The organism is Paranoxybacillus vitaminiphilus (assembly GCF_003259935.1).
GTDB lineage: Bacteria > Bacillota > Bacilli > Bacillales > Anoxybacillaceae > Paranoxybacillus > Paranoxybacillus vitaminiphilus.
On the sequence record NZ_QLMH01000001.1, the window covers coordinates 120,874 to 144,065 of the forward strand.

Sequence of the window (23,192 nt, forward strand, 5' to 3'; positions counted from 1 at the left end):
TTCTCTTTGGCAAAAAGGAGGAACATGATGAAACTAACTTGGAAAACGAGCCTCGCTGTTGCTTTTGGCGGAGCGGCTGGCGCGTTATGCCGTTATATTTTAGGAGTATACTTTCCTTTATCTACTTTACTGGCGAATGTGGCAGGCTCATTTCTTCTTGGAATCGTTACAGCGTATTCAATGAAAGACAAAATGAAAGATTGGATAAAAACGGGCATCGGTACCGGTTTTTGCGGTGGGTTTACAACGATGTCAACGTTCAGCAAGGAAGCATTTGAATGGTTGGCAGGAGGGAATTGGCTGAAAGGGCTCCTTTATATCATCACATCATTAGTTGGCAGTCTTCTTTTTTGCTTGCTTGGATTCTTAATCGGAACAAAGAGACATGAAGGGTGAAAATAATGAAAACGATGATCGCTATTTCTTTAGCAGGAGCATTTGGGGCATACTGTCGCTATTTATGTAGTATGTGGTTAGGGAAAATCACCTTTAAATCATTGCCGTTAGCTATCTTGCTGATTAACTGGTCAGGCTCATTGGCATTTGGAATGGTGGCAGGCATATCTGCAAAATATGAAATAGTTGTCTCTAAAGCATTAACGGTTGGTTTTTTGGGCGCTTTTACTACTTTTTCAACGTTTAGTCTGGAAGCTGTGCAGCTGTTAACAAAAAAACAATATGGCGTTGCTATCATTTATATTATTCTTTCAATAGCGGGAAGTATCGCTTTGTTTTCGGCTGCATATTTCGGTATAAAACAAAGCTGACCCGTCACGGGTCAGCTTTGTTTTTGATGTTTTAACGTAAAGACGGTTAATTCAGGGAGGGAGAGAAAGCGAAACGGCAATCTCGTTGTTCCTAGACCACGGTTTACATATAACGTTAAATCATTAATTTTATAGAATCCCTCATAATATTGCACGGCCAGCGGCGGCGTAACAAGCGGGCCTAAGAGCGGAATTTGTATTTGCCCACCATGGCTGTGACCTGAAAGCTGTAGATGAACCGGAAAAGAAGCCGTCATATTAGCACCATCTGGTTCATGCAGCAAAGCAATCGTATATGTGTTTGGCGGGATATCTTTTATCATGGCGGAGAAGTTCGGCTTGCCAAGCATCATATCATCAAGGCCGGCAATCGCAATTTTACTTTTATCTAAAAGCTCAATGATGACATGTTCATTAATGAGCGTTTTAAAATTTGCCTTATTCATAATATCCAAATAAATCTCAGTGCCGTAACCGCCATGGTCATGATTTCCGTAAATACTGAATTTTCCGAGACGTGCTTCAATCTTTTTAAGAATCGGAATAATTTGCTCAGTGTCCGGATATTTATTCGGTTCATCAATTAAATCCCCGGTGAAGACAACAAGATCAGGGGTGAGTTCGTTGATTTTGCGAACAATGCGCTTTAATCGTTTTAAGTCATAAAAATGACCGAGATGAATGTCGCTAAATTGAACGATTTTTACACCGTCAAAGCTTTTCGGAATGAGTGGATGGGAAATGACATGGCTGGTTGTGACAAGCTGTTTCGGTTCGATGAATCGCGCATATAAATAGCCAATGGATGTAAATACAAAGCCGCTCATCATCAACGAAAGGCTTTTTTTTAAAAATTGCCTTCGTGTATATATTTTTTTATCCTGATCGGTTCCTAGTTTATGATTCATGAATTCCAACTCCGTACGCCCTTTCGCATTCGCTTTATCCATTATATATGGAAATAGACAAAGTGAAAAGCGGCAAAGGTATGAAATAAATATTAGAAAATTCCGTCTATTTATAGTAAGATGAAAATGAATGAATAATCAGTCATTTAACGGAGGGAGAACTGTGAACGGAAAGGTGATTATTGTTACGGGTGGTTCAAGCGGAATGGGCAAATATATGGCGAAGCGGTTTGTACAAGAAGGGGCTCATGTCGTTATTACGGGAAGAAGATTAGAGGCTTTAGAGGAAACAAAAAAAGAAATCGAATCACCGGCAGGGAAAGTGCTGCCGATTCAGATGGATGTACGTGATCCGGAACTTGTTGCTGAAATGGTTAGACGCACGGATGAAGAATTTGGACGAATTGATGCACTTATTAACAATGCAGCAGGGAATTTTATTTGTCCAGCTGAAAAACTTTCGATTAACGGCTGGAACAGCGTTATTAATATTGTTTTAAACGGAACTTTTTATTGCAGCAGAGAAGTTGGAAACTACTGGATTAATAAGGGGCAGAAAGGCTCGATTATCAATATGGTTGCGACATATGCGTGGAACGCCGGAGCGGGCGTGATCCATTCGGCATGTGCCAAAGCTGGGGTATTGGCAATGACGAGAACACTTGCTGTCGAATGGGGAAGAAAGTACGGTTTCCGCGTCAATGCCATTGCACCAGGACCTATTGAACGGACAGGGGGAGCAGAACGGCTTTGGCAGTCAGAAGAGGCTGCACAGCGAACATTGAATAGCGTCCCGCTCGGCCGTTTAGGTACGCCTGAGGAAATTGCTGCACTTGCTTCATTTTTGCTTTCCGATGAAGCAGCGTACATTAACGGTGAGTGCATTACAATAGACGGCGGACAGTGGCTAAATCAATACCCATTTTAAACAAATGGCTGACCGAAAAGGGTCAGCCATTTGTTTTTTATGTGAACCATAAATGAATCTTTATCAAGAACGGCGGTTGAAAATCGTATTGCCGTTTTTGTTAGTATAATCATTGCCAAGAAAATCAGCTCATCAAGGATGGAATATGTTATAATAATGCGAAAAACAGCGAGAGTGACAAAAGGAGGGAAGTACATGATGGATCCGCTTGATATTATGACCCACCTTCACGATGTCATTCCGCATTATCAGGCAATATTTAGCGCGGATGAGCATTGTGTGATCGGCTATGAGGTGTTAGGGCGATTTCGCACCGGTGAAGATGTTGTCAGTCTCGGTCCATTTTTCCAAGATGAGACGATTCCGGAAGAATTTCGCATGGAAGTAGATCAGATTGTCACAGCAAAAGCGCTTGACTGCTTTTTAGCTTCGTCTGATCCGGCTGCACTCATTTTTATTAACCGCGATGCGAATTTGTTAATGCTTGATCGTGGCGAATCTTTTTTACAAATGCTGCTGCATTATCAAGCAAAAGGGTTGTCGCTTGAACGAATTGTACTGGAAATTACGGAGCATCATTTTAAAGGAGACATCCATCAATTAAGTCATTTATTAACGTATATGCGTACATATGGAATAAAAATAGCGGTCGATAATATCGGAAAAGAGAGCAGTCATTTAGACCGAATCGGTTTGTTGTCGCCTGATATTTTAAAAATTGACTTAGAGGAATTGCGCAAAACATCTGTCAAACATTCTTACCATGATGTGTTATATTCCATTTCTTTATTAGCAAGAAAAATCGGGGCAACTTTATTGTATGAAGACATTGAAGCGGCTTTTCAGCTGCAATATGCTTGGCGAAATGGCGGCCGTTATTATCAAGGGTATTATTTAGCCAGACCGGCTGCCCATTTATTGGAACGAGATTATTTAAAAGAACGATTGCGTCAGGAGTTTCATCAATTCATTCAGCATGAGAAGAAAAAGCTGCAAACGCTATATAATATTTCCGAGCAATTTCAGCAACGGCTGACGGTTTTATTAAACAAATATAAAAAGGTGACCGATTTTAATGAATTAATCTGCTTTCTTGCCGAAGAGTTAAGCGACAGCTGCTTTCGAATTTACATTTGTGATGAAGATGGTTTTCAGCGATCAGCGAACATTTTTAAACATAAGGAAAAATGGGAATTACAACCGCAGTATTATATGAAAAATTGGAGCTGGCGTCCGTATTTTTTAGAAAATATTTTCCGAATGCGTTTGCGAAAAAGCGGCATCCTTTCTGACTTATACAGCGATATTGAAACAGGGGAAACAATTCGGACTTTCTCCTATCCAATCGATGAAAAACATTATTTGTTTATTGACCTTACTTATGATTATTTATTTGAAAATGACGGCCATTTATGAATAAATTCGCCTCTATGTGGGAAAGTAAGCGTGAGGTGAATGGATGATGATACAATTTGCATTAGTCATGTCAGTTGTTGTTTTTTTAATTGCTGCGGTGGGATTCATCTACACGTACTCGATTGGAAGAAATCAAAAATTACAAGGAGAGTATGATACAGAGATCAATGAAAAAGTACAGGAGCATCCATACTTGCGTAATCCTGTATTTTTGGCCTATATCATTGCCGGCGGAGCAGCGCTCGTTTCCATTATTTACTTTGCTCTGAATTATAGCTGGTAATGCGATAAAAATGTAAAGGGCTGACCCGTAAGCGTCTGGGCTCACGTGCATTCCACAATATATCATTCATTTATTCGATTCTATATATTGTGCTGTGAGCTGACCTTTGCTTTGAGGTCAGCCTTTTTATTTGTGGCTACAGGCCTAAAAGTTTTTCTAATGCCTGCAAATCGAATCCGGTCACAACCTCATCACCTACAACAATTGTAGGGGTGGAATATGAGCGGTAAACATTGATTAAACGATTGCGCGCTGCTTTGTCTTTCGAAACATCGAATTCCTCGAAGTCAATTTGATGATGCCGTAAAAATTCTTTCACCACTTTACATGGCGGACAGTCTGGCTGTGTATATACGGTAACTTTTTTTTCGTTCATATGTTTTCCTCCATCAACAGATGTCAATTTTATGATAAACGTTTTTCAATCATCTTAAATTTTAGGTTAAATCGTATATAATGTCACGTGAAAAAAGTGAAGGAGAGAATCATAAATTGGCGGCTTATTTTTGTTACCGCTCTAAAAATTGGCTTGCCCCCTTTTGGCAGGCCTGTATTTTTTTATAAAGAATACGTGAAGCATCGCAAATGGTTTAATGAAAAAACATATGCCGATTTAGTGGTTCTTTGTCAGTTTTTGTCCGGTCCTGTCAGCAGTTAAGTTGGCAGCGCTAGCGGTACAATGCGTGGGAAATGGAAAGAATCCTTTTTTAAGGAGGGTGTATTCTAAATAAAAGAAGGTGTCGTTTTGCAAAAGAAAGGAGAGATTCAATGTCGCAACTGTTAGGAATAGGAATTATTAAGTGATTAATGAATATGTGGGAGCAACAAGGAAGTGGAAACGAACCACCGCAGCTATATTTCGAAGTGAATGGTGAAAAAAGATGCAGTGTTACGTATCAGGAAAAGACTGATACATTTATTTTCGAAGTATATGAAAAAGGCAGTAAACAGAAATATTATCAATTTGATAATATTGACATGATTGCGATTGAAATTTTTGAATTATTACAAATGTGAGGCGAAAATAAGTGAACAAACCGGTAGTTATTTGTCCAAATTGTCATAAGCAAGCGTATTTAGAAGAGGTTTTGACCGCTCAGGCGAATCAAAATGTCATTTATACATGTCCAGCTTGTCAGTTTATGCTGCGAAATATTCATACAAGCAAAGGATAAAGAGTCTGTCTTAGCAAAGAGTCAGCCCCCTCAACCGCCATATTTCGGGATAATAACACCGAAGCTTGTAAGCGTTTGAGGGGGATCAGACTTTTATGAGACAGCCTTCTATTTATATATATATCTTTAGTTTTTTAGCATATGTATATAAGTGAGACACTCACGAACAACGAAGGAGTAGCAAAATGGATTTTAATACGTTTTTTAATGCGATAGAAAGTAAAATGTCATTTGAAATGGTGATGAAGCGGTTAACACAATTTATCGAAACAGACCCAAAACGTCATTATGTTTTATCCATTGGCACAGATTCACATGTGCACAAAAATGAAACTCGTTTCGTTACTGCGATTCATTTACATCGAGTTGGAAAAGGAGCCTGGGGTTGTCTACACTCGCATATTATTCCGCGTGCCATTCAAAATGTTCGTGAAAAAATTTCATATGAGACGATGTTGAGTCAAGAAGTAGCTTACTTGTTTGTTTCTGAGCGTCTGGGAGAGCTGATTGAATTATTAGTTCCTTATAAGCGCGATGGAGCTGATTTTACTTTTCAAATTCATCTTGATATTGGACGAAAAGGAGCGACGAAGGAATTCATTCATGAAATGACAGCAAAAATAGCAGCAATGGGAATTGAGCCAATTATAAAACCAGAAGCGTATGCGGCATTTAGTTATGCCAATAGATACACAAAATAAAGCAAAATACGTTTCAAAAAGGAAGGGAGAAACGTTTCTGACGGGGGAATTTTTTAAATATTACGAAAACGCTTTCTTTCTTGCTGGAATACGATATATTAAGTAATGTTGTAAGTGTGGTAAACTATAAAAGAGAAAAAGTTTTATAGAAAGATGTTCGGAAGAAAGGCGGAAGCAGCATGATTAGTTTTGACAGCAAGGAATTTTTAGATAAGAAAATTGCAGAATTTCTTATCTCTTCTGACAAGGTAGCTCATGTACAAATCGGCAATTACCTTGACCATGCTTTATTAGTGTTAACGAAGACAGGCTATTCAGCGATTCCAGTATTAGACTCAGCGTACAAATTGCATGGACTTATCAGTATGACGATGATTATGGATGCCATTTTAGGTTTGGAGAGAATTGAATTTGAACGGTTAGAAAAAATGAAAGTAGAGGAAGTGATGAACAAAGATATTCCTCGGCTTTTGCTGCATGACCATGTAATGAAAGGATTGGAGCTTGTTATCAATCACCCGTTTGTCTGCGTTGAAAATGAAGATGGTTACTTTGAAGGTATTTTTACAAGACGGGAAATATTGAAGCGGCTGCACAAACAAGTAAGGCGCTTAAACCATTATTCTTAATAATGATGAGGAGGCTGTCTCAAAGGTAGCAGCAATCCAGCCTATATGAGACAGCTGTTTTAATTCGCAAGCTTTATAACTAGTTGAATAATCAAAAGCAGTGTTACAGCATTTAAAATCATTTGTAAGTGGTGTTTTTGTAATTTATTGGCAATACGAATAGAAGTTTGTGCTCCGAGCAGCGATCCGGTTGCTAAAAAAACGGCAACTTTCCAATTAAAATGACCGGCAGATAAATAGGTGAAAAAGGCGCCGCAGCAACTAAGAAAAGTTTGAAATCTTGTAAAGGCAACGGCAGATAAATATTCAAATCCATTGCGTAAGTATGCATACATTAACAGTGTAGCCTGCCCCGGACCAAACATTCCGTCATAGACCCCGATTCCATATAGTACAGGATACAGCTTTTTAGAAATGGCGGCATCGGTTTGGCAGCTATTTTTCTGTTTTTTAAGCAGCTGTAAAGCTAGCGCAAAACTCAGCAAGCCGATCGCTATCGCTGTCATTGTTTTCTCAGGCAAAGCGGAAGCGATCATTCCCCCGGTTATTCCGCCGCCGAGGCTAATTGGAATCAGCCAAACTGCTTTTCGCCATTGAATTTTCTTTTGACGAAGCAAAACAAAAAAACTTGAAAAGGAACTGAACATATTTGAAAACTTCGCTGCGGCAATCGCTTGATGGATTGGGATTCCTGTTATGAGCAGTGCCGGCATTCCAATTAATCCGCCACCTCCTGCAAGCGTTCCGATGAAAGATGTAGCAAATCCGATAACAATAAGTAATAAAAATTCCATTATTCTCTTTCCCTTTCTCGATTTGTTTTAAGATCATCGTACGTGAATTTCCTTGATAATGAAATTTAAAAAAATTTAACATATACTATAAGAAAAACTTATTAATAAGGTGAGATTGTGAACTTTTCTGAATACGAGATTCTCGTTGTTTTGACAGAAGAACTCAATATGCGAAAAGCCGCTGAGCGTCTGTTTATATCGCAGCCGGCCTTATCGCAACGATTGCAAACGATTGAGCGGAATTGGAATGTAAAAATTTTTTTGCGTTCTCAGCGTGGATTAATATTAACGCCGGCTGGTGAAAAAATTGTCGCTTTGGCAAAAGAAATTGTAACACGCACGAATCGAGTGAAAGATGAGCTGCAGCAGTCTGAAGGTAAGGTATATGGGACATTAAAGCTTGCAGCTGCTTCGATTATCGCTCAACATTGGCTTCCCGATGTGTTGAAAGACTTTACGGCAACATATCCGAACGTAAAAATTTCGCTTATTACTGGTTGGACAAGCGAAATGATGGCAGCGATGTACGAAAGCAATGTACACGTTGCGATTGTTCGCGGCCGGCCGGAATGGAACGGAATAATCCGACATTTATTCACGGAGCAACTGTTTTTAGTCGATAAGGAAATTCAATGCTTAGATGATGTTTTCATAACGGAACGGCCGTTTATTCAATTTAAAAGCGATTCAACGTATCACCAACAAATTCAACAATGGTGGTATGAGCGGTATCGCACTTTTCCACAGCGAACGATTATTGTAGATCAAATTGAGACTTGCAAGCAGCTGGCATATGCTGGAATTGGCTATGCGATTTTGCCGGAAATTGCTATTAAAGAAATTGACAATCATATGATCAAAATTCCGCTGACGGATCAAAAAGGACAACCGATGACAAGGGATACATGGGTAATCGGTTCTGAATTGTCGTTTCAACTGCCGCAGGTGCAAGCATTTATCAGTATCATTGATAAGCACATTTCCTAATTTTTGGCTTGTCAACTTTATTGCAGTTTGCTAAAGTGAAAAAGAAGAAAAGCATAGGGAGGAAGTATATATGAAAATGATGGATGCCAATGAGATTATTTCATTTATTCAAAATAGCAAAAAAGCGACACCAGTTAAAGTATACATAAAAGGAAATCTGGAAGGAATCGATTTTGGAGCAAGCGCTAAAACATTCATTAATGGCAATACTGGAGTTATTTTTGGCGAATGGCAAGAAATCCAGGCTGCTCTTGAGGCAAATAAAGATCAAATTGAGGATTATGTTGTTGAAAATGACCGCCGTAATTCCGCTATTCCGCTGTTGGACTTGAAAGGAATTAAAGCTCGCATTGAGCCGGGTGCCATCATTCGCGATCAAGTCGAAATCGGTGATAATGCCGTTATCATGATGGGAGCCGTTATTAACATTGGAGCTGTTGTTGGAGAAGGGACAATGATTGATATGAATGCGGTGCTTGGCGGCCGTGCAACCGTTGGCAAAAACTGTCACGTAGGTGCAGGAGCTGTATTAGCAGGTGTGATCGAACCACCTTCTGCAAAGCCTGTTATTGTAGAAGATGATGTTGTAATCGGTGCGAATGCTGTTATTTTAGAGGGAGTAACCGTTGGAAAAGGAGCCGTTGTTGCGGCAGGAGCCGTCGTTATTGAAGATGTTCCGCCATATACGGTAGTTGCCGGTGTGCCGGCGCGCGTCATTAAACAAATTGACGAAAAAACAAAGGCAAAAACAGAGATTAAACAAGAACTTCGTCAGTTATAAGAAAAGCGGAAGCGCCGCGATTAGCCTTCGAAGCCAAATGTTCTTCGCCCGTAGAGGTGCTTGTCACCTCAAGGGAGAAGGTTATTTGGCAGAAGAAGGCTAGGCGCTGAAGCTAGACAAAAAGAAAAGCGGAAGCGAGAAGAGGCTGTCTCATAAGGGCCTGATCTCACGCGTATTTCACAATATATAGTTCATTTATCCAACATGATGTCCTATATATTGTGTTGTGGGGTCTGACCCTGGAGCTTTTGGGACAGTCTCTTTTTTACAAGGGGGAAACGAATGTGGAGCAGCTCAGTCGTTTTGTATCGATTCGCCGCGATTTACATAAAATTCCCGAGTTAGGTTTTCAAGAGTTTAAAACGCAGCAATATTTGCTGGATTATATTCAAACATTGCCGCAGGAACGGTTAGAAGTAAAAACGTGGAAAACAGGAATTTTTGTTAAAGTACGCGGGACAGAGCCGACGAAAATAATTGGCTATCGAGCGGATATCGATGGGCTGCCTGTTAGCGAAGAAACAGGCCTGCCTTTTGCTTCGGAGCACGAAGGAAAAATGCATGCGTGCGGCCATGATTTTCATATGAGCATCGCGCTTGGCGTATTGACTTATTTTGCCTATCATCCCGCGAAAGATGATTTATTGTTTGTATTCCAGCCTGCAGAAGAAGGGCCGGGCGGGGCTTTACCGATGTTAGAAAGCGAGATTATGCAACAATGGAAGCCGGATATGATCATTGCGCTTCATATTGCTCCTGAATATCCTGTCGGCACCATTGCGACAAAGGAAGGGCTGTTGTTTGCCAATACTTCCGAGTTATTTATCGACTTAAAAGGTAAAGGAGGACATGCAGCATTTCCGCATTTAGCGAACGATATGGTTGTTACCGCCTGTTCGCTTGTGACACAGCTGCAGTCAATCGTATCGCGCAATGTCGATCCGCTCGATAGCGCTGTTATTACAATTGGAAAAATTTCCGGGGGAACAGTGCAAAATGTCATCGCGGAGCACGCCCGCCTTGAAGGAACGATTCGCACCTTATCAGCCGAGTCGATGAAAAAGGTAAAAGAACGAATTGAAGCGATTGTCAAAGGAATTGAAATCGGGTACCAATGTGAAGCGGCAATTGATTACGGCTCTATGTATTACCAAGTATATAATGATGAACAGTTGACAAACGAGTTTATGAGCTTTGTCAATGAGCATACAAATGTTGAAGTCGTTCGTTGCAAAGAAGCGATGACGGGCGAAGATTTTGGATATATGCTCGCGCAAATTCCTGGGTTTATGTTTTGGCTGGGTGTCGACTCTCCATATGGTCTTCACCATTCCAAACTTAATCCGGATGAGCGTGCGATTGATACAGCTATTCATCTGCTTATTTCTTATCTTGAATGGAAAGCTGCTCAGTAAAATGGCATATTTTCTCCTTACATGAGACATATTAACTTATGTGAGGAGGTGGATGGACAATGGCGAAAATCGGTGTAGAACAATCATTAACAAACGTACAGGAAGCATTGAAAGAAAGAGGACATGAAGTAGTTCCTCTCCGTCAAGAAAGCGATGCAAAAGGATGTGACTGCTGCGTAGTCACGGGTCAAGACTCCAATGTAATGGGCATCCAAAATACAGTAACCTCTGGTTCCGTCATTGAAGCGAGCGGTTTAACAGCGGAGGAAGTTTGTCAAGCAGTTGAGGCAAGACTTCGCTAACAATGATATAGCCAGATGAACAAAAGAACGAGGCTGCCGCATTGATGAGCGAAAAGCCTCGTTTTTTAGGATAAAAAGCTTTGTTCGTTGAGCCATGTTCTCTGTTTTAGCGGTAATATGAATTGCAGCATATTTATATTTCGATGAAAAGTGACAGTGCGAATTGTTTTGCACTTAAACTAAAGTTTTAGAAAATTTGTTTAAAGACAAGATGTAAAGGAATAGCGAAATGAAGCAGGCAGGGAATAAAAAATATATTTATTTAAATTAATTATCATTTAACATTGTATTATAATTTTTAAGTGAACGATGTTGTTTAATTGAGAAATTATTAATAGTTTTCTCAATTAACAATATTTTATGGAAGGATGAGTTGAATGTTGTTGCGATTCATATGCCGCGTTCAGAAAAGGATTTAGACATCGAACAAATAAAGAAAGTGGCAGAGGAGCGTGGAATTACGCAGCCTATTGCTGTTGACAATGAACATAAAATAACAGATGCGTTTGAAAATCAATATGTTCCTGCTTACTATGTGTTTGATGCTGAAGGAAAACTCCGTCATTTCCAGGCGGGCGGAAGCGGTATGAAAATGCTGGAAAAACGCGTCAACCGCATTCTTGAGGAAAATAAGAAAACCGAATAGAAGTCACGAAAGAAGCTTGACCCAAAAGTGTCTGACCGCACTCGCCATCCATCCTGCACTGTGCTCTTGCATATTGTGGCTGCGAGGTCTGACCCTTAGATTAGGGTCAGCTTTTTTTATGCTTTTGTAACCATTATTTATCTGTAAACGTCAATTATGGTAAATATGTAAAATTAGGAGGGGGTCATATGAAATGGGCCAAAATCCTGCTTGTCGGTTTGATTGTTGTCATGAGCATAGCTGGCTGTTCATCAAGCAAAAGGGAAGAAGGCAGTAAGGAGTCAAAATCTGATATAGCCGTCACAGAACAGCAAGAAATGGAGACAGAAACAGATGAACAAAATCCGGAACAAAAAGTAAGCAAATCAGAACATCGGGTAGTTATTTATCATGCAGAAATTCGGATGGAAGTAAAAGAGTTTCAAAAGGTTCAGCAAACGATTGAACAGCTTGTGCAAAATCAAGGCGGCTACATTGTGCAGGCGAATGTTTATGAAAGTGAAGATCATCGTTTAGAGGGCACAGTGATGACACGTATACCTCAAGCGAAGTTTCCAATGTTTTTAGGGCAATTGGAAAAACTCGCGATGAAAGTTCATTCTCGTCATGTTACAGGTCAGGATGTAACGGAAGAATTTGTTGACTTAGAATCAAGATTAAAATCGAAACAAGCGGTTGAAGAAAGGCTTTATCAATTTTTGAAAGAGGCAAAAGATACAAAAGACTTGCTCGCCATTTCGAACGATTTAGCAAGAGTACAGGAAGAAATCGAACAAATTAAGGGAAGAATGAAGTATTTACAAAACCAATCGGCTTTATCGACGGTTACGATTCACCTTTTTGAAAATAAAGTAGTTGTTCCAGATTTAGAGAACAAGGAATTAAATACATGGGAAAAGACGAAAAAACAATTTATGTCAAGCATTAATCTTCTGCTTTCATTGTTTTCAGGTCTAGTTGTGTTCATCATTGGCAATTTACCTGTTTTCGTTGTATTCATTATTTTCATTGGTTTATTGATTTTCTTGGGAAAAAGAATCGTAAAAAAGAAAACGGAATAATCGTAAAAATCTGGCATTTGAAAAAATCGCCAGCTTTTTTACATAAATATCTTTGTGATGTTTGTCACAAAAAGTTCATGTTCGCCTTATTTAAAAAGCTTTTTCTAGATTTACAATATTAATACAGTGAAAACTCGAGAGGAGTGAATAATAGATGGAGCTTGATAACGTTATATTAGCGAGATTATTAACGACGACAACGCTCGCTTTTCATATTATTTTCGCAACGATTGGTGTCGGTGTACCAGTAATGATTTCCATTGCCGAATATATTGGGATTAAGCGCAAAGATCCGCATTATTTATTACTGGCACGGCGCTGGACGCGGGGGTTTGTTGTGACGGTCGCTGTCGGTGTCGTAACGGGAACGTGTATTGGTTTGCAGTTATCTCTTCTTTGGCCGAGTTTTATGAAAATTGCCGGACAAGTCATCAGCTTGCCGCTTTTTATGGAAACGTTCGCCTTCTTTTTTGAGGCCATCTTTTTAGGAATTTATTTATATACGTGGGATCGGTTTAAAAAGCCGCTCTATCATTGGCTATTGTCCATTCCTGTTATTATCGGTTCCAGCGCTTCCGCGTTTTTTATTACAACGGTAAACGCGTTTATGAATACACCGCAAGGCTTTCAATTAGAAAACGGAGTCATTACAGCGATTGATCCGATTCAGGCGATGTTTAATCCAGCCACTCCGTCAAAAGTTTTTCATGTGTTAACGTCGGCTTATCTTGCTTCCGCTTTTATTCTAGGCATGATTGCTGCTTTCCAGCTGCTGCGGGGAAGAACCGATGAGTATTATAGAAAAGCGCTTAAGCTGACAATGGTTTGCGGCTTTGTGTTTGCATTTTTAACAGCGGTTGCTGGGGATATTTCTGCTAAATTTTTAGCGAAACATCAGCCTGAAAAATTAGCAGCGGGTGAATGGCATTTTGAAACGGAAAAAGGGGCTGATTTGTTACTATATGGAATTTTAGATGAAAACAATGAAGTAAAATATGCGATTCGTCTGCCAAACATGCTCAGCTTCTTATCGTTTAATGATTTCAATGCCGAAGTAATAGGGTTAAACGAATTTCCAGAAGATGAGCGGCCTCCTGTTTGGATTCATTATATGTTTGATATTATGGTAACGATTGGGATTTATACAGTCATTGTTTCCTTCTTATATCTCATTTTTGACAAGATCAAGGGATTTAACCCGCATAGCAAATGGCTGCTTTGGTCAATTGTGCTTGGCGGTCCGCTTTCCCTTATTGCCATCGAAGTAGGCTGGATTTTTGCGGAAGTAGGCCGTCAGCCTTGGATTTTGCGCGGATACATGAAGGTAGCGGAAGGCGCAACAACAGCCGATAACGTTGGCCTTATGTTCTTGATTTTCATTGTGCTTTATATCGTACTGGCGGTTGTATGTTCGACTGTACTGATTAAAATGTTTAAAAATAAACCAGCAGAAGTAGAACTTGAGTATCGTTTCAACCAATGATGGGGACAAAGGAAGGGGAATGAGAGGTGGAAATCCAATTAGTCGGCATTACCGTGTTATGGTTATTCCTTTACGGCTATTTAATTGTTGCCTCGATTGATTTCGGGGCAGGATTTTTTGCCTATTACGGGAAATTGACAAAGCAGGATCATTTAATTAACCATTTGATAAGCCGCTATTTATCACCCGTTTGGGAAGTAACAAACGTCTTTTTCGTCTTTTTCTTTGTCGGTTTAGTCGGGTTTTTTCCTGATACGGCTTATTATTATGGAACAGCTTTATTGATTCCTGGCAGCATTGCGCTCGTTTTATTGACGATTCGCGGCTCGTTTTATGCGTTTAGCAACTATGGTTCTAAGGAAAACAAAGTGTATTTGTTTTTATATGGGGCGTCTGGTCTGTTAATTCCGGCTTCGTTATCGACGGTCTTGACCATTTCCGAAGGAGGTTTTATCGAAAAACGTGGTGACGAGATTATTTTTTTAGCTGATCGCTTACTGACAAGCCCTTACTCTTGGAGCGTTGTGTTTTTAGCCATTGTTAGCGTATTGTTTATAAGTGCGGCGTTTCTCACCTATTATGCTGACCGGGCCGATGATAAAGCGGCACTGGAAATTGTCCGGAAATTCGCATTATTTTGGAGTTCACCGACGATTATCGCCAGCCTGCTTGTATTTATTACCTTATATAAGCATAATGTCGCTCACTTTGAAAAAATGCTTAATTACTGGTGGATGTTTGGCTTTTCACTCATTTGCTTTTTAGCGGCATCTGCGTTAATCTATTTTAGAAAGCATTATGGAACTGCGTTTATCTTTGTCATGCTGCAATTTTTCTTTGCCTTTTTCGGTTACGGTGCTTCACATTTGCCTTATATTTTAGATCCATATGTAACGATTTACACAGCTTATACAAACGAAACGATGGGGCTTACGTTAGTTGTCGTATTCATTGCCGGCTTGTTTTTGCTCATACCGTCACTTATTTTGTTGCTGAAACTGTTTTTATTTGATGCGGATTATGTCAAAGGAAAAAAATAATCGGTTATGATAAAATGGATATAGTATAAAAAGATTTCTCGAAATGTTCAATGGGGGAATTTTTGTGAAGAAAAAAGAATTTGCCGTCATTGGTCTTGGCCGCTTTGGCGGAAGCATTTGCCGTACATTAAGCGAGCAAGGGATGGAAGTTCTGGCGATTGATATTGATGAAGATCGCGTAAATGAGTTTGCTAATATTGCCTCACACGCAGTAGTGGGCGATTCAACAGATGAATCGGTATTAAAAAGTTTAGGAATCCGCAACTTTGATCATGTCATTGTGGCAATTGGTGATAACATTCAAGCAAGCATTTTGACGACGATTATTTTAAAAGAGCTCGGGGTCAAACATATTACTGTAAAAGCAACAAACGATTATCATGAGAAAGTATTGAAAAAAATAGGCGCTGATCAAGTCGTTCATCCAGAGCGGGATATGGGAGAACGCATCGCTCACAATATTATTTCAAATAATGTATTAGACTATTTAGAGTTGTCTGATGAACACAGCATTGTCGAAATCGTGGCGAGCGAGCGTTTAGATGGGCATTCGCTCCTTGAATTGGATATTCGCGCGCGCTATGGAATAAACATTGTTGCGATTAAGCGGGGCAATGATATTATTGTCTCGCCGCTGGCATCAGAAGTGATCCGCAAAGACGATATTTTAATTGTTATCGGTGCGGATAAAGATATTGACCGCTTTGAAGCAAAAGTATTGAGTGAAGAATAGGGAATCGTTTAACATAACGCCCCCCATGGGATTCCATGGGGGGCGTTTCTTATACCTCCATAATAATCGGCAAAATCATCGGTCTCCGTTTGGTTTTTTCATAAAGGAATGGTGCCAGTGTATCAGTAATTTCGTTTTTAATTTCCGACCATTGGTTTGTTTTACGTTCCAATACTTTCTCAAGATGTTTGGCAATGAGTGCTTGAGCATCATTAATTAAATCACCGGATTCACGCATGTAAACAAATCCGCGTGAAATAATGTCAGGACCTGCAGCAATTTTGAATTCTTTCATATTGATGCTGACGACAACAATGACAAGCCCTTCTTCAGAAAGGATGCGGCGGTCGCGCAGGACAATGTTGCCGATGTCGCCAATACCGCTTCCATCAATATAAACGGAGCCTGACGGAATCTTGCCAACAATGCCAGCCTCATCTTCACTCAAGCCCAGCACTTCGCCATTATCCATAATAAAGCAATTTTCCTCAGGAACACCGCAATCAACAGCAAGTTTTGCATGCATTTTCTGCATCCGGTATTCACCGTGAATTGGCATAAAATATTTTGGTTTCATCAGGCGAATCATAAGCTTTTGCTCTTCTTGCCCGCCGTGCCCGGATGTATGAATATCGTTCAACGGACCATGAATAACGTCAGCCCCGGCGCGGTAAAGCATATTGATGGTACGGTTGACACTTACGGTATTGCCCGGAATTGGAGAGGAAGAGAAGACGACGGTATCGCCAGGCATAATTTGAATTTGCCGGTGTGTGCCGCTGGCAATTCGCGACAGTGCTGCCATCGGTTCTCCTTGGCTTCCTGTACATAAAATCGTTACACGGTTTGCCGGCAAGCGGTTAATTTGGGCTGCATCAACAAACGTATCCTTTGGACATTTTATATAGCCGAGCTGTTGGCCGATTTCGATAGCTGCTTCCATGCTGCGGCCAAAGACAGCAATTTTCCGGTTGTTTAAAACGGCTGCCTCTGTTACTTGCTGGAGGCGATGGATGTTGGAAGCAAATGTCGCAAAAATAATTCTTCCTTGCACTTTGCGGAAAATATCATGAATGCTTTCACCGACGCGGCGTTCTGACATTGTAAAATGAGGAATTTCGCTGTTTGTGCTGTCAGACAGTAAGCAAAGCACGCCTTCTTTTCCGATTTCCGCCATTTTTGTTAAGTTTGCTGGTTCACCGACAGGAGTAAAGTCGAATTTAAAGTCTCCCGTGTGCACGATTTGTCCAGCTGGTGTTTTCACGACGATGCCGTAGCTGTCAGGGATACTGTGAGTTGTCCGGAAAAATGTGACCGCAGTTTTTTGAAAGCGGATCACATCGTCCTCTTTAATCTCAATCAATTTAGTTTGGCTTAATAATCCGTGCTCTTCCAGTTTATTTCTAATAAGACCTAAAGCGAGCTTTCCACCGTAAATTGGAACATTAACTTGGCGAAGCAGGTACGGAATGCCGCCAATATGATCTTCGTGCCCATGAGTAATAAATAGCCCTTTAATTTTTTCGGCGTTTTTTACTAAATAAGTGTAGTCCGGGATGACATAATCGATTCCAAGCAATTCGTCCTCCGGAAATTTAATGCCGGCATCGATAATGATGATTTCATCTTGGAATTGTACACCGTATGTATTTTTGCCGATTTCGCCCAAGCCGCCAAGGGCAAAAACGCCTACTTGGTTTTCTTTAAGAAACTTCATGTTCAAATCTCCAATACTTTAAAATCAGGGTTTTGTTTTTCGTATTCTAAATGAGCACCTTCAAGCGGCTGAATATACTCAATATTTATTGCACGGTCTTGCAGTTTTCGGCGTACTTCGCGCTCTGATTCTGCCTCAATATACAATGTTTTCGTTTTTTCTCTCACAGGCACTTCATCTGGATTTTCTTGATAAAACACTTTGAAAATCATAACTATCTCTCCTTACTCACCGATTATTGCTTAACTTTTTTTATTATATATAAAAAGTTAATGATTTTCATGTTTTTTCTATAAAAATAAGGACATAGAAAAGGTCTGTATCATCTTTGACGGAATTTGCTCTTTTCATTCATGGCCGAACAATTGGACAAAGAAGAGGCTGTTTTAAAAAACAAAAGGAAAGGGTCAGACCCCACAACCACAATATATCGTACATCTTTCGCCATTACACGATATATGGTGAATTTTGCGTGAGGTCAGACCCTTAATGGGAAAGCCTCTAAGCAATTGATTTTTTTCGAAGCAAATCTTTCCATTGTCGGAGCAGTTTCTTCTTGAGCTTTTTAAGCATCACCATCACTCCTTACTTTATATTTTATCCATTTCTTAATGAAAGTAAATGTGTTCGTATTCTTGTCATTAGTATATGTGCTAGAAGCTTTGTTTTTCATGGATAAATGTGGAGTAAGCGGAGTTGTAAATTGTTTGACATTTCCATGTTATTCCGTTAGCTTAATGTTATTAAACAGTGAATAAAAGGGGATTGACACAGTGGGGAAACTTTACGGAGCGCTTGCCGGATTAAGCATTATTTGGGGCATGTCCTTTTTCTTTATTAAAATTCTTGTTGATGATCTTGGAAATTGGGGAGTTAGTTTCTGGCGCTGTTTTTTTGGGGCATTCATGCTTTTACTTGTTATGCTTGTTAAAAAGGAATTTGTTCGGTGGCGTAAGATTCCATTTTGGCCTGTTTTCCTCGTTGGGTTGTTCAATAACGCACTGCCTTGGGGATTGATTGCGTTAAGTGAAACGCTGATTTCCAGCAGCATGGCGTCATTCATTAATGCTGCAACACCGCTTTGGACAATGGTGATAGGCTCGATTTGGTTTTCGACAACATTAACGAAAAGACAATGGGTTGGTGTACTTTTAGGTTTTGTGGGAATCTTTGTATTGGCAGATGTCAAACTCGAAAATATTTTATCAGAAAATATTTTCGGTGTTATGATGATGATGGCAGCGACAATTTGCTATGGATTAGGTGCCCATTTATCGAAAAAATATTTGCAGCATTTAACTATCACGCAAATTTCTTTTACTACATTAACAATGGCTTCTGTCATTAGCTTTGTTTGTATGCAGCTATTTAATCGAACTCCGATTCATATCATTCAATCAAGCGAAATCATTTTGGCATTGATCGGATTAGGTGCACTCGGTTCTGGAATTGCGTATTTATTGTATTATTATTTAGTGAAAGAAGGAAGTGCGGAATTTGCTTCGCTTGTTACGTATATCGTTCCAGTCAGCGCCACGTTTTGGGGGGCGATGCTATTGGACGAAACGATTTCCGCACATATGATTTTAGGATTACTTTTCATATTTGGCGGCGTTTATTTATCATCATACAATAAAAGAGAGAAACAACGTATAGGTGGGGTAGAGAATTATGAAAAAGAAAATCGTATTTTTTGATATTGATGGAACATTGTTAGATGAAAATAAAAAATTGCCTGATTCGACCGTTCAAGCGGTACAAGCTTTAAAAGATGCCGGTGTTCATGTCGCCATCGCTACGGGCAGAGCGCCGTTTATGTTTGCTGATTTACGGAAACGTTTAGGAATAGATTCTTACGTCAGCTTTAACGGCCAATATGTCGTATTTGAGGGAGAAGTCATTTATCAAAATCCGTTGAACAGGGAAAGACTTCACGATTTAAAAGAGTATGCTCACGAAAACGGGCATCCGCTCGTCTTTATGGATGCAGAGACGATGAGAGCAAGCATGGATAATCATCCGCATATTCATGTAAGCATGGAGAATTTGAAGTTTACTCATCCAGAGCTGGACCCGTTTTATTATGAAAATCGCGATATTTACCAGGCGCTTTTATTTTGTAAACCGGAAGAGGAACATTTATATATTCATGAATATAGTGAATTTCATTTTGTGCGCTGGCATGCTGTATCAACAGATGTTCTTCCATTTGGCGGTTCAAAAGCGGAAGGGATTAAACGAATGATTGAAAAGTTCGGGATTAAAAAAGAAGATGTATATGCATTTGGTGATGGTCTCAATGATATTGAGATGCTGCGTTTTGTCGGGACAGGCGTAGCGATGGGAAATGCAAGAGAGGAAGTAAAAAAAGCAGCTGATTTTGTGACAAAGGATGTGGCTGAGGAAGGGATATTATATGGTTTAAAGCAGTTGCAATTAATTTAAATGAAAGGGAAATTTGAGGCTGTCTCATAAGGGACTGACCCTTGGATTTTTGAGACAGCCTTTTGCGTGGTCTGACGATTTGCTTTAGGGGCAGCTTTCTTTTTCGAAGAAGATCGAATGGTTCATCGCTCGATCGGTATCGCATTATCAGGAACTTTAAATGGATTTTCTTTATCGATATGATCATAAAACATAATTCCGTTTAGATGGTCGATTTCATGCTGAAATACGATAGCCGGTAAGCCCTTCAGACGAATTTTTATCTCTTCTCCTTCAAGAGTAGTGCCTGTTACGGTAATTCGAGCGTAGCGGGGGACATACCCTGGAACGTTACGATCAACGGAAAGGCAGCCTTCTCCGCTTGTTAAATAACATCGTTCAACGGAGTGGCTTATAATTTTTGGGTTGAAAAGAGCGTAACTGTATAACGTTCCTTTTTCATCCGTTACATGAACGGCAATCATTCGTTTTGACACATTAATTTGCGGAGCAGCTAGGCCAATTGCAGGACGCAGTCCATATTTTTCCGCTAATTCAGGGTTTTGGCTCATTTTTACATATTCGATTAAGCTGCGCAAAATTTTTTTATCTTCTTCAGAAGCAGGAAGAGAAACTTCTTCTGCCACTTTACGCAATGTCGGATGTCCTTCTTTAATAATATCTTTCATTGTAATCATTTATTTCACTCCTTTTGCACATCATGTATGGTTTTAGTCTAACAAATTTTCGTTTTTGCCGTAAACTTGAATGATGTGATTTATTTTTGTATACTACTTAACAATCGATTTGAAAATTTTTGAAAGAAAGGGGAGAGAATGGACGGTGCTCTCAAAAAAAGCTCAATTATTGTTTGTTATTTTGCTGTTTATTGCCGGCTGCAGCATTCTTCCCCGAGAACAGTCTTTATTATCAGCATTGGAAAAGCTAGTCGAATATGAGGAAGAATTCAATAAGCAACAAAAGTCTCTTGTTGAGTTAGAAAAGAAAGAAAAAGAAATTTATGATCGCGTTATGTCGCTTGGCATGAAACAGTTCTCAGAAATTTCAAGGCTATCCAAAGAAGCGTTAAAGATTATTGAAAAAAGGGAAAAACGGATAAAAAAAGAATATGACAGCATTCAGATGGCAAAGAAGCAATTGGAAGCAGTAAAAACAGAAATATCTTTGCTTTCTGATCAGCTGATTAAAGAAGACGCTTCGCATTTAGTCGGACTGCTAGAGAAGCGCTATATGACGTATGATGAACTTTACAACTATTACCAGCAAGCATTGCAATTAGAAATTGATTTGTATCGAATGTTTCAAAATGAGCAGTTAACTTTAGAGCAATTAGAACAACAAGTAGTAAAAATTAATTCTGCTTATCATCAGATTAAAAAAGCGAATGAACAGTTTAATCGCTATACGGTTCAATATAATGAAGAAAAAAAAGCATTATTCGAAAAATTAAAATAAGAGAGGCTGTCATCATGACAGTCTTTTTTATTTTGTGGAAAAATTGAGAGGAACAGTATTAGTACAGAACTATACGTATAATATAACAGATTGGTGAGTTTGAGTTATTTTTTTACATTAAATAGCAATATGTTAACCTCGATATATTATAGAAGTTTAAAGTAATTGACGATAAAAGTAATAAGGTGTAAACTTGAAATGACGAGCAAGGGTTGTATTAATTTTTTTCTTTAAAAAATTAATACAGAATAAATCATTTCCGCTTCTTGCCAATGATAGTGCCAGTTGTCAAGTCTTTTAAGGCGCCTATTGCAAATTTTGTCTGCGTATAAACAATTTTGGGCAAATTAATGCTGTATGTATTGTCTGCGATTTTATTTTTCATAAAACAAACGAAAGGTAGAGGTGAACGTGATGGGTGCAAAAAGATCCCAATTTGATGTAAAAAAGCAGCTTGAAAAAATTGCTGAACAATTTCCTACGTTCCAAATCTTAAATGAGGAAGGCGAAGTTGTAAACGAAGCGGCGATGCCGAATTTAAGCGACGAGCAGCTAAAAGAGCTTATGCGTCGTATGGTGTACACTCGCGTACTAGACCAACGTTGCATTTCCTTAAACCGTCAAGGCCGTCTCGGTTTCTACGCGCCAACAGCTGGGCAAGAGGCAAGCCAAATCGCAAGCCAGTTTGCTCTTGAAAAAGAAGATTTTATTTTACCTGCTTACCGTGATATTCCACAAATGATTTGGCATGGACTTCCGCTTTATCAAGCATTTTTATTCTCACGCGGTCATTTCCATGGCAATCAAATTCCTGAAGGAGTAAATCTATTGCCGCCGCAAATTATTATCGGTGCGCAAATCATTCAAGCAGCAGGTGTTGCGCTTGGTATTAAAAAACGTGGCAAAAAAGCGGTTGCGATTACATATACAGGTGACGGCGGAGCTTCCCAAGGCGACTTCTATGAAGGTATTAACTTTGCGGGAGCTTTCAATGTACCGGCCATTTTCGTTGTACAAAACAACCGTTTTGCGATTTCTACGCCGGTAGAAAAACAATCTGCAGCAAAAACAATCGCGCAAAAAGCAGTAGCTGCCGGTATTCCGGGTATCCAAGTCGACGGTATGGACCCATTAGCAGTGTATGTGGCTGTGCGTGAAGCTCGCGAGCGCGCTATTAATGGTGAAGGCCCGACATTAATCGAAACATTAACGTTCCGTTATGGTCCGCACACAATGGCTGGTGACGATCCGACACGTTATCGTTCAAGAGAATTAGAAGACGAGTGGGAAAAGAAAGATCCGATCGTTCGTTTCCGCAAGTTTTTAGAAAAGAAAGGCTTATGGAGCGAAGAAGAAGAAAATCAAGTGATCGAACAAGCGAAAGAAGACATTAAACAGGCGATTAAGAAAGCAGACGAAACACCAAAACAAAAAGTAACAGACTTAATGAGCATCATGTACGAAAATATGCCGTTCAACTTAAAAGAGCAATATGAAATTTATAAAGAGAAGGAGTCGAAGTAAAC

The 23,192-nt window shown here is 39.6% G+C and carries 28 protein-coding genes and 1 pseudogene; 23 read left to right on the top strand and 6 right to left on the bottom strand.

The genetic code is table 11. The features are described 5' to 3' along the window. The first annotated feature begins 27 nt into the window (after positions 1–27). Both B0I26_RS00615 and crcB read left to right on the top strand, forming a co-directional pair. Positions 28–396: a fluoride efflux transporter FluC gene (locus B0I26_RS00615; protein ID WP_111643539.1), complete on the top strand. Its 369-nt coding sequence runs from the start codon at positions 28–30 to the stop codon at positions 394–396. A gap of 5 nt (positions 397–401) precedes the next feature. Further along, positions 402–767, top strand: a complete 366-nt coding sequence (gene crcB / locus B0I26_RS00620) for a fluoride efflux transporter CrcB (protein WP_245934685.1) — start codon at positions 402–404, stop codon at positions 765–767. Between the two features lie 11 nt (positions 768–778). Here the strand turns inward: crcB and B0I26_RS00625 are convergent, their stop codons facing one another. After that, entirely contained in the window at positions 779–1,675 is an 897-nt protein-coding gene (locus B0I26_RS00625; RefSeq protein ID WP_111643540.1) for a metallophosphoesterase, read from the bottom strand. Positions 1,676–1,838: 163 nt separating this feature from the next. On the opposite strand from B0I26_RS00625, the gene fadH reads away from it, so the two are divergent. The 3 genes from fadH (at position 1,839) to B0I26_RS00645 (ending at position 4,302) form a co-directional block, all read left to right on the top strand. Continuing rightward, on the top strand, positions 1,839–2,603 hold the full coding sequence (gene fadH / locus B0I26_RS00630; protein ID WP_111643541.1) for a 2,4-dienoyl-CoA reductase: 765 nt from the start codon (positions 1,839–1,841) through the stop codon (positions 2,601–2,603). A gap of 198 nt (positions 2,604–2,801) precedes the next feature. Continuing rightward, positions 2,802–4,019 carry an EAL domain-containing protein gene (locus tag B0I26_RS00640; RefSeq protein WP_111643887.1) on the top strand — a complete coding sequence of 406 codons (1,218 nt, stop codon included), beginning with the start codon at positions 2,802–2,804 and terminating at the stop codon, positions 4,017–4,019. Between the two features lie 43 nt (positions 4,020–4,062). Then, complete coding sequence (locus tag B0I26_RS00645) at positions 4,063–4,302, top strand: hypothetical protein (protein ID WP_342767110.1); 240 nt, start codon at positions 4,063–4,065, stop codon at positions 4,300–4,302. 136 nt (positions 4,303–4,438) lie between these two features. Here B0I26_RS00645 and B0I26_RS00650 read toward each other — a convergent pair whose 3' ends face one another. Then, entirely contained in the window at positions 4,439–4,678 is a 240-nt protein-coding gene (locus B0I26_RS00650; protein ID WP_111643544.1) for a glutaredoxin domain-containing protein, read from the bottom strand. Between the two features lie 96 nt (positions 4,679–4,774). Between B0I26_RS00650 and B0I26_RS00655 the strand changes: the two genes are divergently transcribed. From B0I26_RS00655 to cbpB, 5 genes are all read left to right on the top strand, one after another. Further along, positions 4,775–4,960: a chromate transporter gene (locus B0I26_RS00655; RefSeq protein WP_409991394.1), complete on the top strand. Its 186-nt coding sequence runs from the start codon at positions 4,775–4,777 to the stop codon at positions 4,958–4,960. 149 nt (positions 4,961–5,109) lie between these two features. After that, complete coding sequence (locus B0I26_RS00660; RefSeq protein WP_245934686.1) at positions 5,110–5,319, top strand: DUF1797 family protein; 210 nt, start codon at positions 5,110–5,112, stop codon at positions 5,317–5,319. 11 nt (positions 5,320–5,330) lie between these two features. Beyond that, positions 5,331–5,477, top strand: a complete 147-nt coding sequence (locus tag B0I26_RS18150; RefSeq protein WP_181502655.1) for a hypothetical protein — start codon at positions 5,331–5,333, stop codon at positions 5,475–5,477. Between the two features lie 185 nt (positions 5,478–5,662). Next, entirely contained in the window at positions 5,663–6,178 is a 516-nt protein-coding gene (locus B0I26_RS00665) for a ribonuclease H-like YkuK family protein (RefSeq protein ID WP_111643545.1), read from the top strand. Between the two features lie 179 nt (positions 6,179–6,357). Continuing rightward, a complete protein-coding gene (gene cbpB, locus B0I26_RS00670) occupies positions 6,358–6,807 on the top strand; it encodes a cyclic-di-AMP-binding protein CbpB (RefSeq protein WP_111643546.1) in 450 nt (149 codons plus the stop codon). Between the two features lie 59 nt (positions 6,808–6,866). Here the strand turns inward: cbpB and B0I26_RS00675 are convergent, their stop codons facing one another. Beyond that, entirely contained in the window at positions 6,867–7,601 is a 735-nt protein-coding gene (locus B0I26_RS00675; RefSeq protein ID WP_111643547.1) for a sulfite exporter TauE/SafE family protein, read from the bottom strand. Positions 7,602–7,718: 117 nt separating this feature from the next. On the opposite strand from B0I26_RS00675, the gene B0I26_RS00680 reads away from it, so the two are divergent. The 9 genes and pseudogenes from B0I26_RS00680 (at position 7,719) to B0I26_RS00720 (ending at position 16,049) form a co-directional block, all read left to right on the top strand. Continuing rightward, on the top strand, positions 7,719–8,588 hold the full coding sequence (locus B0I26_RS00680) for a LysR family transcriptional regulator (protein ID WP_111643548.1): 870 nt from the start codon (positions 7,719–7,721) through the stop codon (positions 8,586–8,588). Between the two features lie 70 nt (positions 8,589–8,658). Next, positions 8,659–9,369, top strand: a complete 711-nt coding sequence (gene dapD, locus B0I26_RS00685) for a 2,3,4,5-tetrahydropyridine-2,6-dicarboxylate N-acetyltransferase (protein WP_111643549.1) — start codon at positions 8,659–8,661, stop codon at positions 9,367–9,369. 284 nt (positions 9,370–9,653) lie between these two features. Beyond that, positions 9,654–10,784 (top strand): N-acetyldiaminopimelate deacetylase, encoded by a 1,131-nt coding sequence (locus B0I26_RS00690; RefSeq protein ID WP_111643550.1) that lies wholly within the window; start codon positions 9,654–9,656, stop codon positions 10,782–10,784. Between the two features lie 59 nt (positions 10,785–10,843). After that, positions 10,844–11,086: a YkuS family protein gene (locus B0I26_RS00695; RefSeq protein ID WP_111643551.1), complete on the top strand. Its 243-nt coding sequence runs from the start codon at positions 10,844–10,846 to the stop codon at positions 11,084–11,086. 364 nt (positions 11,087–11,450) lie between these two features. Further along, positions 11,451–11,732 (top strand): annotated as a pseudogene (locus tag B0I26_RS00700) (TlpA family protein disulfide reductase); the annotation flags it as partial. 188 nt (positions 11,733–11,920) lie between these two features. Beyond that, positions 11,921–12,793: a DUF4349 domain-containing protein gene (locus B0I26_RS00705; protein ID WP_111643553.1), complete on the top strand. Its 873-nt coding sequence runs from the start codon at positions 11,921–11,923 to the stop codon at positions 12,791–12,793. A gap of 154 nt (positions 12,794–12,947) precedes the next feature. Beyond that, a complete protein-coding gene (locus tag B0I26_RS00710; protein WP_111643554.1) occupies positions 12,948–14,276 on the top strand; it encodes a cytochrome ubiquinol oxidase subunit I in 1,329 nt (442 codons plus the stop codon). Positions 14,277–14,302: 26 nt separating this feature from the next. Next, positions 14,303–15,316: a cytochrome d ubiquinol oxidase subunit II gene (locus tag B0I26_RS00715; protein ID WP_111643555.1), complete on the top strand. Its 1,014-nt coding sequence runs from the start codon at positions 14,303–14,305 to the stop codon at positions 15,314–15,316. Between the two features lie 64 nt (positions 15,317–15,380). Next, on the top strand, positions 15,381–16,049 hold the full coding sequence (locus B0I26_RS00720) for a potassium channel family protein (RefSeq protein WP_245934687.1): 669 nt from the start codon (positions 15,381–15,383) through the stop codon (positions 16,047–16,049). 49 nt (positions 16,050–16,098) lie between these two features. Here the strand turns inward: B0I26_RS00720 and rnjA are convergent, their stop codons facing one another. Together rnjA and B0I26_RS00730 are read right to left on the bottom strand one after the other, a co-directional pair. Continuing rightward, complete coding sequence (rnjA, locus tag B0I26_RS00725; protein ID WP_111643557.1) at positions 16,099–17,766, bottom strand: ribonuclease J1; 1,668 nt, start codon at positions 17,764–17,766, stop codon at positions 16,099–16,101. A gap of 2 nt (positions 17,767–17,768) precedes the next feature. Further along, complete coding sequence (locus B0I26_RS00730) at positions 17,769–17,978, bottom strand: DNA-dependent RNA polymerase subunit epsilon (RefSeq protein ID WP_111643558.1); 210 nt, start codon at positions 17,976–17,978, stop codon at positions 17,769–17,771. Between the two features lie 561 nt (positions 17,979–18,539). Here B0I26_RS00730 and B0I26_RS00735 point away from each other — a divergent pair. Together B0I26_RS00735 and B0I26_RS00740 are read left to right on the top strand one after the other, a co-directional pair. After that, on the top strand, positions 18,540–19,463 hold the full coding sequence (locus B0I26_RS00735) for a DMT family transporter (protein WP_111643559.1): 924 nt from the start codon (positions 18,540–18,542) through the stop codon (positions 19,461–19,463). Continuing rightward, positions 19,438–20,211, top strand: coding sequence for a Cof-type HAD-IIB family hydrolase (locus tag B0I26_RS00740; protein ID WP_111643560.1), 774 nt, complete (start codon positions 19,438–19,440; stop codon positions 20,209–20,211). Before B0I26_RS00735 ends, B0I26_RS00740 begins: the two co-directional genes overlap by 26 nt. 122 nt (positions 20,212–20,333) lie before the next feature. Here B0I26_RS00740 and def read toward each other — a convergent pair whose 3' ends face one another. After that, entirely contained in the window at positions 20,334–20,888 is a 555-nt protein-coding gene (gene def / locus B0I26_RS00745) for a peptide deformylase (protein ID WP_111643561.1), read from the bottom strand. A gap of 145 nt (positions 20,889–21,033) precedes the next feature. Here def and B0I26_RS00750 point away from each other — a divergent pair, with 145 nt between their 5' ends. Together B0I26_RS00750 and pdhA are read left to right on the top strand one after the other, a co-directional pair. After that, a complete protein-coding gene (locus tag B0I26_RS00750; RefSeq protein ID WP_181502656.1) occupies positions 21,034–21,666 on the top strand; it encodes a YkyA family protein in 633 nt (210 codons plus the stop codon). Positions 21,667–22,080: 414 nt separating this feature from the next. Continuing rightward, the gene (gene pdhA, locus B0I26_RS00755) at positions 22,081–23,190 is read left to right on the top strand and encodes a pyruvate dehydrogenase (acetyl-transferring) E1 component subunit alpha (RefSeq protein WP_111643563.1); all 1,110 of its coding nucleotides are present in this window, start codon (positions 22,081–22,083) and stop codon (positions 23,188–23,190) included. Positions 23,191–23,192 lie beyond the last annotated feature (2 nt).

Bases quoted from the DNA above. Each gene is read 5' to 3' on its own strand.
- B0I26_RS00665 (WP_111643545.1), top strand. From the start codon at position 5,663: ATGGATTTTAATACGTTTTTTAATGCGATAGAAAGTAAAATGTCATTT.
- cbpB (WP_111643546.1), top strand. From the start codon at position 6,358: ATGATTAGTTTTGACAGCAAGGAATTTTTAGATAAGAAAATTGCAGAA.
- B0I26_RS00710 (WP_111643554.1), top strand. From the start codon at position 12,948: ATGGAGCTTGATAACGTTATATTAGCGAGATTATTAACGACGACAACG.
- B0I26_RS00740 (WP_111643560.1), top strand. From the start codon at position 19,438: ATGAAAAAGAAAATCGTATTTTTTGATATTGATGGAACATTGTTAGAT.
- B0I26_RS00695 (WP_111643551.1), top strand. From the start codon at position 10,844: ATGGCGAAAATCGGTGTAGAACAATCATTAACAAACGTACAGGAAGCA.
- pdhA (WP_111643563.1), top strand. From the start codon at position 22,081: ATGGGTGCAAAAAGATCCCAATTTGATGTAAAAAAGCAGCTTGAAAAA.
- B0I26_RS00650 (WP_111643544.1), bottom strand. From the start codon at position 4,678: ATGAACGAAAAAAAAGTTACCGTATATACACAGCCAGACTGTCCGCCA.
- B0I26_RS00615 (WP_111643539.1), top strand. From the start codon at position 28: ATGAAACTAACTTGGAAAACGAGCCTCGCTGTTGCTTTTGGCGGAGCG.
- def (WP_111643561.1), bottom strand. From the start codon at position 20,888: ATGATTACAATGAAAGATATTATTAAAGAAGGACATCCGACATTGCGT.
- B0I26_RS00640 (WP_111643887.1), top strand. From the start codon at position 2,802: ATGGATCCGCTTGATATTATGACCCACCTTCACGATGTCATTCCGCAT.
- dapD (WP_111643549.1), top strand. From the start codon at position 8,659: ATGAAAATGATGGATGCCAATGAGATTATTTCATTTATTCAAAATAGC.
- B0I26_RS00705 (WP_111643553.1), top strand. From the start codon at position 11,921: ATGAAATGGGCCAAAATCCTGCTTGTCGGTTTGATTGTTGTCATGAGC.
- rnjA (WP_111643557.1), bottom strand. From the start codon at position 17,766: ATGAAGTTTCTTAAAGAAAACCAAGTAGGCGTTTTTGCCCTTGGCGGC.
- B0I26_RS00675 (WP_111643547.1), bottom strand. From the start codon at position 7,601: ATGGAATTTTTATTACTTATTGTTATCGGATTTGCTACATCTTTCATC.
- B0I26_RS00645 (WP_342767110.1), top strand. From the start codon at position 4,063: ATGATGATACAATTTGCATTAGTCATGTCAGTTGTTGTTTTTTTAATT.
- B0I26_RS00730 (WP_111643558.1), bottom strand. From the start codon at position 17,978: ATGATTTTCAAAGTGTTTTATCAAGAAAATCCAGATGAAGTGCCTGTG.
- crcB (WP_245934685.1), top strand. From the start codon at position 402: ATGAAAACGATGATCGCTATTTCTTTAGCAGGAGCATTTGGGGCATAC.
- B0I26_RS00625 (WP_111643540.1), bottom strand. From the start codon at position 1,675: ATGAATCATAAACTAGGAACCGATCAGGATAAAAAAATATATACACGA.
- B0I26_RS00660 (WP_245934686.1), top strand. From the start codon at position 5,110: ATGAATATGTGGGAGCAACAAGGAAGTGGAAACGAACCACCGCAGCTA.